Origin of the sequence: Microcoleus sp. S36a_B3 (assembly GCF_036700745.1) — a bacterium.
GTDB lineage: Bacteria > Cyanobacteriota > Cyanobacteriia > Cyanobacteriales > Microcoleaceae > Microcoleus.
In genome coordinates, this window is record NZ_JAUBPN010000058.1 from 1 (window position 1) to 10,521 (window position 10,521).

Below are 10,521 nucleotides of genomic sequence, written 5' to 3' on the forward strand. Positions count from 1 at the left end.
ATCTACTGAATATGCTTTCATTGGTGTATTTTTTAATCTATTTTTATTGTACCTCATAACACCCGGAAGTGCTGTAATACCAAATGCGGGTAACATACCCCCTTCATGATTCGGCGATTGAAACCGCTACTAAACAAACGATGTCGGCCTACGCCGACTGGTTCGTAAATAGTATCCAAAACCCGGATTTTGTATTATAACCAATGACTACTGACTACTGACTACTGACTACTGCCAACTACCAACTACCAACTGCCAACTGCCAACTGCCAACTACCAACTGACTAATGAGACCGTTTTTGATCGCTGCGGCCGCGCAAATATTCTGCTAAAAATGCTAATCCTCCCGAACCTACTATTAACAGCACGCTGAGAGCATTAATATCAGGTTTCACGCCAGTCCGAATCCGGCTAAAAATTTCCATCGGCAGAGTTGTAGTCCCGCTACCTGCGGTGAAACTCGCAATCAAAAAGTCGTCCATGCTGAGGACAAAAGACAGCAGACAACCAGAAACTATGCCAGGTATTAATTGAGGTAACAAAACCTGAATAAAAGCCTCAACAGGTGTTGCACCCAAATCTAAGGCAGCTTCTTCTAAATATGGGTTTAAATCCGCCAATCTAGTAGAAACAGCTAGAGCGATGTAAGCCAGACAAAACACAACGTGGGCGGCGACAATTGTCCACAAACTCAGAGGAATAGCGAGGGCTGCTAAAAATACCAGAGTAGCAACCGCGCTGGCAATATCTGGAATAATAATCGGCAAGTAGGAAACTCCCTGATATAAACTTTTCCCCGGAAAGCGGTAGCGGGCTAAACCAACGGCCATTAAAGTTCCGAGTACAGCCGAGATTGCAACTGCACAAATCGCGACTGTTAAACTATTTCTGAGGGCAATTAATATTCGCGTATCGCTAAATAATTGAACGTACCAATTTAAGGTAAATCCTTCCCAGCCGGCACTAAAACGCGATTTGTTAAAGCTGTAAAATGTGAGTACCAATATGGGTAGGTACATATAAAAAAACATGGAGATGGCAAATATGACTTGCCAAGAAATTTTAAATTTAGGTTTTAAGTACATATCGGGTGGTATTTCCTCCTGTGGATTGTTGGTGGGATTTTCCATGTCTCGTTAATCGCGAATTGGTAATTTGGGAATTGGGAATTGGGAATTGGGGATTGGGAATTGGGAAGTGGGGATTGGGAATTGGGGATTGGGGATTGGGAATTGGGAATTGGGAATTGGGAATTGGGAATTGGGAATGGGGAATTGGGAATTGGGAATTGGGAATTGCGAATTGGGAATTGCGAAGTGGAATTAACAAATAACCAATAACCAATAACCAATAACCAATAACAAATAACCAATAACCAATAACCAATAACCAATAACCAATAACCAATAACCAATAACTACTGACTACTGACTAAACTGCATTACGATCGCCATATTTGAGCAAAAGGGCAATTCCGATACTCACTGCAAAAATTAATACCATACTCAGAGCCGAACCCAGCCCCCAATTTTGTGTTGCTCCCAAAAACTGATTGTAAATCAAACGAGCGGCTGTCATGCTGGAAGCTCCACCGAGCAATTCGGGATCGACAAAATCGCCCAAACAGCTAATAAATACTAGCAAAGAGCCTGCTGCAATTCCCGGCATTGTTTGAGGTACTGTCACTTTCCAGAAAGTTTCTACCGGATTCGCGCCCAAATCTTGAGATGCTTCTAACAATCTGCGATCGAGCTTTTCCAAAGAAGCGTAGAGAATTGTTACGATATAAGGCAAATAGCTGTAAGCCATGCCGATGAGAACGGCGGAACTTTGATTTAACAATTCTAGAGGAGGGATGCCTACAAGGGCTAAGACCGAGTTGAGAACGCCCGTAGGACGCAGTATTGTAATCCAAGCATACGATCGCAACAGCGAAGAAGTCCACAGCGGCAACACAAAGCCCAATAATGTTAAATTCCGCCACTTCGGCGAGACATTGAGGGCTATCCAGTAAGCGACGGGAAATCCCAGCACCAAACAGAGTATGGTAGTTCCAGTTGCGAAAAAGAGCGATCGACCCATCACCTGCAAATTCAGCGGTTCAAACACTCGCAGATAGTTGCCGATTCCCGAAGGATTCACCAAATCTCCCGGCTTAATATTTGGTACTAAGCTAAGCTGAAAAATTACCAGAGTTGGTATTACTAATAATAAAACTAGGAACAAGCCAGAAGGGCCGAGCAATGCTAGCGGCCCAGCCCACGATGACCACGGGGAGCGAGTTTCAGCTTTTACGGGAGATGTGGGAGGAATCGGAGGGGGAGCTTTGGTGGAAACAGCCATAAATAATAGTTTTGATTTTTTAACCGCTGATGAACGCGGATTAACGCGGATATAATACGGAGCGATGCAGCGGGCGATCGACTGTGGGGGCGGATTGATGTAAAATTTGGATAAAAGTCAGAGATTGCGTGTAAAGTCCGCCCTACAGGTGAGGATCAGCCGCTGGTTAATTTAGTCCAATAGCGATCGTACACTTCCATAAATTTCCCTACCGGAGCAACACCTTCGCAATTTCTTAAAACAGCTTCCGAGGGGAAAAGAATTTCGTTTTCGCGGACTTCCGGCGTTAACAAACTAAAAGCATCTTCCGAAGGAGTTGAAAAACTGAGCCGTTCTACTAAAGAAGCAGCGATATCGGCTTGCAGCATAAAGTTAATCCATTTATAAGCTGCTTCGGGATTGGGAGCACCTTTGGGAATTACTAAAGTGTCTGTCCACAAAGAAGAACCACTTTTTGGCACGATATATTTCAATTTATCGTTATCTGGAATTACTTCATTAGCATCAGAAGAATAACACATGGCTATCTTCAAATCGCCAGTCAGCATTTGCGGCCGCCAAGCATCTGTGGTAAAAGATGCGATCGCGGGTTTGAGTTCCACCAACTTTTCGTAAGCTTTTTTGACTTGCTCTGGGTTTGTAGAATTGAGGGAATAGCCAAGCATCCGCAACGCAGCACCCATGACTTCACGAACATCGCTAGCAAGCGTCATTCGTCTTGCTAACTCCTGTTTGTGTTGCCACAAATAGTTCCAATCGACCGGAGCTTCTTTGAGTTGTTCGCTGTTGTAAATCAAGCCTGTGGTTCCCCAACTCAAAGGGACGCTGTAGCGGTTTCCTGGGTCGTAGACAGGGTTTTGGAACTGTTTTTTGAGCCGATCGAGTCCGCCCAAAATCGAGTGGTCTAATTTAGTCAACAGCTCCAGTTCCGTCATCTGAACCACCATGTAGTCAGACGGGTAAATGATGCTGTAGGCGCGGCCTCCGCCGGCTTGAACTCTAGCCAGCATTTCTTCGTTGGAACTAAACACGTCGGCTACTACGCGAATGCCTGTTTTTTCGGCAAAGCGATCGAGCAAAGCTTTATCGGTATAGCCAGCCCAAGTATAGATGAAAAGTTGGTCGGCAGCACCTGTGACGGGAGGAGCAGATTGTACGTCTGCCAGTCGCCAGCCGCAACTCGAAAGGGCTAAGCCGGAAATTGTCGCCGCCGAATTTTTTAGGAACTGACGGCGTGTCGAATTAGCCGGGAAAATCCTGGAAATTGGTAGATTTGTCGGAGGCACAGTTTGATTTTAGATTTTAGATTTTAGATTTTAGATTGGGGAATTGGGGATTGGGAATTGGGAATTGGGAATTGGGAATTGGGCATTGGGAATTGGGCATTGGGCATTGGGAATTGGGCATTGGGAATTGGGCATTGGGAATTGGGCCTTGAGAATTGGGCATTGAGAATTGGGAATTGAGAATTGGGAATTGGGAATTGGGCATTGGGAATTCTCCTATTTTCCCATTTTCCCCCTCTCCCTCTCTCCCTCTCTCCCCCTCTCCCATTCTCCCCCTCTCCCCCTCTCTCCCTCTCTCCCTCTCTCCCCCTCTCCCATTCTCACCCTCTCCCTCTCTCCCCCTCTCCCATTCTCCCCCTCTTCCTCATTAGGATCGATCGCCCAAAGCAAGGCAATCAGTAGTTCCCCAGTAGGCATAAATCGGCGTGTTTTGGTCTGGGAAAGAGCCGCCGGTATTTGGCTGGCGCACCGTAATTTTATCGCCAGAGGTCAACTCAACCACGTAATGAACGTGAGTGCCCATGTACATAGTATTTTTGAGCCGCCCTTCAAAACAGTTGACCGACACTTCCGGCTGGTATAGATTCAAATATACTTTTTCCGGTCGGACGCTGACCACCACAGAGTCGCCTGTGACACCATTCCACATATCTGACTGCTGAACGATTATTTTCAGATTGGCCGAGGTGCGAACTGTGAGAGTCGATCGGTCGATCGACTCCACCGTACCAGAAAACAAATTCGTATCCCCAATAAAATCCGCCACAAAAGCCGTCTGCGGACACTCATAAATTTCTTCGGGAGAACCGATTTGCTCAATTCGGCCCTCGTGCATCACCGCAATCCTGTCTGACAGACTCATCGCCTCTTCTTGGTCGTGAGTCACCATCACAAAAGTCAAGCCTAATTCTTGATGCAAATTCGACAGTTCCAACTGCATCTGCTTCCGCAATTTCAAATCTAGAGCCCCCAGCGGTTCATCTAGCAGTAGTACCGCCGGTCGATTTACCAGAGCTCTCGCCAAAGCCACCCGCTGCTGCTGGCCACCCGACATTTGACCGGGAAACCGATTGGCGAAAGATTCCATTTTCACCAATTGCAAAACTTCCCGTACCCGTTCTTCTATTTCCGTTTTTCCGAGCTTTTTAATCCGCAGTCCAAAAGCGATATTGTCCCAGACATTCATGTGTCCGAACAAAGCGTAGCTTTGAAACACGGTATTTACCGGACGGCGGTAAGCTGGAGTGTTAGTCATCGACTGGCCGCGAATCATCAATTCGCCCGCCGAGGGAGTCTCGAAGCCAGCGATTAAACGCAGCGTCGTAGTCTTACCGCAGCCGGAGGGGCCGAGAATGCTAAAAAATTCTCCTTGTCGAATGCTGATGTCAACTCCGCGAACTGCGGTTTCGCCGTTAAATACTTTAAAGACCTTGCGGAGTTCAACGTCAAGCGCTGTATCCGTTGCTGTCGTACCTTGGTTGAGTGCTGTCTGAAACATATTCGCCCTTTCCTGGGGTTAATGCACGCCGCTTGAATACAGTTTAACTTTAGACTTTTCTGTATTTTAGGCGAGGAATGTTCGATGTAACAGGTTTTGGGATTTGTTCTTTCAATTCTATCTCAGAGTGCTCTTGGGTAAGTCTGAATGTTTTGTGTCGCGCGATCGAGTTCGATCGACTCCCCAACTATTGATTCTCAGGAATTGGAGTAGGAGATGGTGTTGGTGATTTCTCTGGTTTGGGTGCTTCTGCTTTTTGCCATTCTGACAAAGGTCGATTGACAGCATTTTTAAAGTCAAAAGGCACTAGCAGCACGGGCAAATTTTCGGCTGAATTTGGAGGGGGCGCTTCCCCCGGATTGGCTAGAGCGTACAAGAAGCGGCCGCTAAAGTCTGTTTTGCCTAAAACTAGGCGGTGAGTTTCCTGGTTGTCCAGCTTGACTGTGACTGTAGCTTGGGGTTTGTCTAGACCGTATTCTGGGAGTTTAGCCGCGGTAGTATTAATCGTGCGATCGCTCTTTCCTGTCGCCAGCCTGTCTAGCAAAAAATCCACCGAAGCCTCACTCGCGTGCGCTTGCACCGGCAATTTCATTTCCCAGCTAGACTTGCCTCCTTTTGTAGCATAAACTCGCTCAAAAGTCAAGATTTTTTCAGGAGTTTTTACTGTAAAGAATTGTATGCGATCGGACTTAAAATTAAAAATTTTCTGTTTGTTTTCCTTCGCCACTTCCTGCTGGGGAGATACCTGCATTTCGTACACAGAAACGAACCCAATCATGCTTAGCGCGACGGCTATCAATACAAATGTATTTTTCTGCAATTTCATAATAACTGGGAATTGGGCATTGGGAATTGGGCATTGGGCATTGGGAATTGGGAATTGGGAATTGGGAATTGGGCATTGGGCATTGGGAATTGGGCATTGGGCATTGGTAATTGTTAATTGCTAGTAAAGAACAAATGACAAATAACTAATCAGCTAATCCGCATTTAAATTGCACGGTGAAATACAGTTTCACTCTTGTGGAGAGTAGGGTTGGGGAGGAAAACCCGCCCTAAACATACAATTTGAATGCACAACAGCTTAACTAATAACTAATAACTAATGACTGATGACCAATGACTAATGACTAATGACTAATGACTCTTCATCATCTTCTCTTCCACCAGATAGTGCCGCCAATTACCAGTCCGAGTAAGGGCCAAACTAGCCAAGCTAAAATCAGCAATCCTATTTGGATGACCGTCATATTAATGCGGCGGTTGGTAGATTTTTTCGGACTTATAGAAAGGCTTTGTTGGTCTGGTTTACTCAACCAACTGACAGAGTTGAGAAACACGTCACTATTGAGTTGTTGCTCAAACCAACCGTTAGTCACAAATTGAGATGTGCCAATTACTACCATGCGCGATGTTTTTTGAGAACTTGATGGTACAGAAGGAGTTGTGGTTGGCTTCGGAGATGGTGTGGGAGATGGTGTGGGAGATGTTGTGGGAGATGGTGTGGGTGTTGGGGAACTTTCGGGAGATGTTGTGGGTGTTGGGGAAGCTGTCGGTAATACTGGCGGCGTAGCTTCTTGGGAGACAATCACTGAGTAGCTAATTGGGGAAGCTGTCGGCGATGTTGTTGGAGATGGGGATGTTGTCGGAGATGGCGATGTTGTCGGAAATGGCGAATCTGTTGGAGATGGGGATGTTGTCGGGGATGGAGAATCTGTCGGCGATGGAGAATCTGTCGGCGAAGTTGTTGGAGATGGCGATGTTGTTGGAGATGGTGAAGTTGTTGGAGATGGCGAAGTTGTTGGGGATGGCGAAGTTGTTGGGGATGGCGAAGTTGTTGGGGATGGCGAAGTTGTTGGGGATGGCGAATCTGTTGGGGATGGCGAATCTGTTGGAGATGGCGATGTTGTCGCAGATGGAGAAGGCGAGGGTGAGGGTTTTAAGGGAGTGCTGTCAGCGCCCGATCGCACTAAAGCCACACCTAATAATAACGGGCCTTGTCGATCGGTCTTCGGATCGAACTCCAATTTCTTAGTCGTCAAATCGCTTTCCGCCCAACTTTCCTGACTCGTCCACAGCAGCGGTTGTTCTTCTATCCCTGCTACGGGCGTGGTTTCCAAAGCACGCGCAAACGGATAAAATGAAATGCCGGTGCCGAAACTTTTAGTAATCGGATTGTCGCCGTAGCGCCTGACTGTGGGAACCGTCGGGCCCAGACCGAATCTTTGACCGCCGCCGGAAGCATCGATGACCAAACGGGTGTCTAATTTTAGGCCCCATTCTTGCAGAAATTTGTCCAATCCGGTATTAATTGCTGGGTCTACCATTAAGAATAAACTGCCGCCGCGATCGAGATAAGCTTTTAGCGCTTTAATTTCTGCATCGATAAACGGTTTTTCTGGCCCAGCAATAATTAAAGCATCTGCATCTTCGGGAACTTCTTGGCGTTCGGCAAAATTTAGCGTTTGGGCGTTATAGTATTTATCTTTCAGAGCTTTTTGGGCTTGCTCAATTCCGCCTTGACCTTCTTTCAGCGGGCGCGTTCCTTTACCTTGCAAAAAGTAAACTGTAGGAACGCGAGTGCTCAGAATTTCTTCTAAGCCATTGGTAAGTTTGATCTCTGAAAGACCTTGATTTGGGTCGCTACCAAAAGCTGTGCCACCTTTTTGCAGCTCTTGTTTTTTGTCGCCCGATTGCAGGTAAACTTCTCCAATGCTGGTAATGCTAAATTCCCTGGCTTTTCCCGGTTGGGCCTGCGGGTCTACAAATTCGTATTGGAACTTAGAACCTCCCTCGCGTTTGTAGCTTTGCAACAATTCTTTTGTTTGGGGATTTTGAATGGGGTCAAATACCCATACTTTGACTGGTTGTTGGAGGTTTTGCAGTATTTGTTTAGTCTGGGGGGCGAGGGTAAACTGTTGGCTTTCGGTTAAGTCGATGCGGAGGGGATAGCGAAATGCGATGAAGTTAATTATTCCGAGAATCACAAATACTGCGATGGTAGCAATTAGGGCGTTGGTGCCGGCTTGGGTGGAACGCTGCCCCCAAAAGCCTTGTTCGTGAGTTAAATATAGCAGCCAAAGTGCGATCGTCACCGTTCCGGCAATAACTAAACCGACTGTCAGGGGTTCCCATGCTGCGGATACAAATGCTGCTGTTAAACCTGCTGCGATGAGGAGGGGCCCCAGCCAAAAAATATATTTCCAATTGGTTTTCTTAATTTTCATAACATAAATATGGGACGATAATTTTCCGGTTCGAGAATGTTATTCATATTGCATTAGCCTGCAACCAGGCTGTTAAGTCTGACTGCTGTTGAAAATCCAGGACGGCATCTCCTAATTCTTGTAATTCCTGCACGCCTAATTGACGGATACAATTTTCAGTATCTGGTTGGATTGTGCCTAAACGCCGCACGATTTGACGCAAAATTAACGATAAATGAGCGGCTTTTGTTACCTGTTCTTTTGCTAACTCTATGGCAATCTGCTGGTCTTCAATCCACAGTTCTTGGTTCTGCAATTCATTTAATTCTTCTTCAGTGAACTTGTCTTCGCTGGCCATTCTCAAAGCTTTCTCAATTTCGGGGACTGCACTCAGTGTTTCTGGTATTGTATCCAAAGTGCTGGTGTTTTTGAGAAGGTAAATCCATCTGTCTGCGGTGGTTTCTAATTCTGCTAATTCTTTAGTGAATTTGGGCAGTTCTATAAATACTAATTCTATTTCAGTATCGGGATAGTCAAACTGTTGCTCTTTTTCTTTGAAAACAAATCGCGTCAGAAATTCTGGTTGGTTTCCAAACATTTCAAAATCGGCAATTTTTAAAGAAATTACTGTTTTGAGTCTTTCGTAGCGTTCTTCTCGTGTTAATTGCAGGCTGTAGGTTTTAGCCGCGTTGTACAAAACTCTGGTTCCGAAGGAAGGGACGTTGATTACTTGAATTTCAATGAGGGCGATTCGGTCGCCGTTTATTGTGGCTTTGACATCTAGTTGTGTGTCTACTCCGAAAGTTTGATTTCCTGGTTGGGATTTGATTATTTCTAAGTCTTCGATGACTGGCTGTGCTTCATAAAGGATGGCGTTTAAAAAATTAATTAGGATGTCTTGGCTGTCGCTGGAAGCGAATATTTTTTTGAACGCAAAGTCTATTTTGGGATTGATCAATCTCATTGTTTGATGTACTTTGTAGGATTTAACATTACTAATTAGTCATTGGGCATTGGGAATTGGGGATTGGGAATTGGGGATTGGGAATTGGGGATTGGGCAATTCTCCCACTCTCACATTCTCTTCCTGTCCCACTTTTCCCTTCCCTTTCTAAGAACGCTGATATCGTAAGGCATCGATGGATTGGGCGGTGAGAAATACTCCTAGAATGATGTAACTGGCAAACATAATTAAACTGCTGGTATCAAAAACTCCCTTGACAAGATTGGTGTAATGTGTTAGCAGCGATAACTGTGCTAATGCGACTCCTAAGGGGCCGCTAATACCGACGGCGGCGGCATCAATTACCCACAGAAATAATACTAGAGTGAAGGTGAGGATGGCGGATAAAATTGTGCTGTCTGTGAGGGAGGAAATAAACATTCCGAGGGACAATACTGCTGCTGCTAGGAGGATGAGGCCGCCGTGTCCTAACAGGAGGACACCGGCGGGTACGGGTGGGGTTGATGAACTGAGGGCGATCGCCTCGCAGAAGAGCAGGGGCAACAACATTGTGGTGTAAAATGTCAAAACGCCGAGGAGTTTGCCGGTAGCAACGGCCCAGTTTGTTAAGGGCGATGTGGCTAAAAGTTCTAGGGTTCCGCGCTTGCGTTCTTCTGCGTAAAGTCCCATTGAAAGTGCGGGTAGCACGAACAGTGAAAGGGAACCCATGATTCGCAGAAATAGTTGGAGAAATTCGTAGGCTACGTCGATGGGAGGTTCGGTAATTCCCATTTGATCTCGCTGGGCAATTTGGGGAATTAACCCGTCGGGGGCGAGGAGAATGGCGATTAAGAAGTAGCCGGTAATCAGCCAAAAGACGGCGGCGATGGCGTATGCTAATGGCGATGCAAAATAGCTTTGGAGTTCTTTGCGATAAATGGCGATGATATTACTAATCATTACTAACCTGGGAATTGGGGATTGGGGATTGGGTAGTTGGTAATTGGTTCATTCTGTTTTGTCGGCTGGTGGGTTTGGTTCGCTGTCTTTGGTATTTTGGGGACTTTTTTCTATTTGTCGCTTTCTGGTAAGGGGTGGCGGTTCTGGTTGAGAATCGCTAGTCGGTTGTGGCTTTTTTTTAAGCTTCCGGTTTGTTACAACTGGGGGTGGTTCTGGTTGAGAAATTTCTCTCGACTCTACGATTTGTGGAATTTCGAGATTTTCGACAATCGGTTCTGGCTGAGA

At 46.0% G+C, this 10,521-nt stretch carries 9 protein-coding genes and 1 pseudogene; 1 reads left to right on the plus strand and 9 read right to left on the minus strand.

The features are described 5' to 3' along the window. Positions 1-284: 284 nt before the first annotated feature. Positions 285-1,130, minus strand: a complete 846-nt coding sequence (locus QUA01_RS26860) for an ABC transporter permease (protein WP_333093571.1) — start codon at positions 1,128-1,130, stop codon at positions 285-287. Between QUA01_RS26860 and QUA01_RS26865 the strand changes: the two genes are divergently transcribed. Then, positions 1,091-1,333, plus strand: coding sequence for a hypothetical protein (locus tag QUA01_RS26865; RefSeq protein ID WP_333093579.1), 243 nt, complete (start codon positions 1,091-1,093; stop codon positions 1,331-1,333). The genes QUA01_RS26860 and QUA01_RS26865 overlap by 40 nt on opposite strands. 98 nt (positions 1,334-1,431) lie before the next feature. Here QUA01_RS26865 and QUA01_RS26870 read toward each other — a convergent pair whose 3' ends face one another. From QUA01_RS26870 to QUA01_RS26905, 8 genes and pseudogenes are all read right to left on the minus strand, one after another. Beyond that, positions 1,432-2,343, minus strand: a complete 912-nt coding sequence (locus tag QUA01_RS26870) for an ABC transporter permease (RefSeq protein WP_333093572.1) — start codon at positions 2,341-2,343, stop codon at positions 1,432-1,434. A gap of 155 nt (positions 2,344-2,498) precedes the next feature. Continuing rightward, positions 2,499-3,629, minus strand: coding sequence for an ABC transporter substrate-binding protein (locus tag QUA01_RS26875; protein WP_333093573.1), 1,131 nt, complete (start codon positions 3,627-3,629; stop codon positions 2,499-2,501). A 367-nt stretch (positions 3,630-3,996) separates the two neighbouring features. Next, on the minus strand, positions 3,997-5,127 hold the full coding sequence (locus QUA01_RS26880) for an ABC transporter ATP-binding protein (protein ID WP_194012480.1): 1,131 nt from the start codon (positions 5,125-5,127) through the stop codon (positions 3,997-3,999). A 187-nt stretch (positions 5,128-5,314) separates the two neighbouring features. Further along, positions 5,315-5,953: a DUF4340 domain-containing protein gene (locus tag QUA01_RS26885; RefSeq protein ID WP_333093574.1), complete on the minus strand. Its 639-nt coding sequence runs from the start codon at positions 5,951-5,953 to the stop codon at positions 5,315-5,317. Between the two features lie 325 nt (positions 5,954-6,278). After that, the gene (locus QUA01_RS26890) at positions 6,279-8,354 is read right to left on the minus strand and encodes a Gldg family protein (protein WP_333093575.1); all 2,076 of its coding nucleotides are present in this window, start codon (positions 8,352-8,354) and stop codon (positions 6,279-6,281) included. Positions 8,355-8,397: 43 nt separating this feature from the next. Further along, on the minus strand, positions 8,398-9,297 hold the full coding sequence (locus QUA01_RS26895; RefSeq protein ID WP_333093577.1) for an Rpn family recombination-promoting nuclease/putative transposase: 900 nt from the start codon (positions 9,295-9,297) through the stop codon (positions 8,398-8,400). Between the two features lie 147 nt (positions 9,298-9,444). Further along, complete coding sequence (locus tag QUA01_RS26900; protein ID WP_333093578.1) at positions 9,445-10,236, minus strand: ABC transporter permease; 792 nt, start codon at positions 10,234-10,236, stop codon at positions 9,445-9,447. 48 nt (positions 10,237-10,284) lie between these two features. After that, a pseudogene (locus tag QUA01_RS26905) lies at positions 10,285-10,521 on the minus strand (hypothetical protein); the annotation flags it as partial.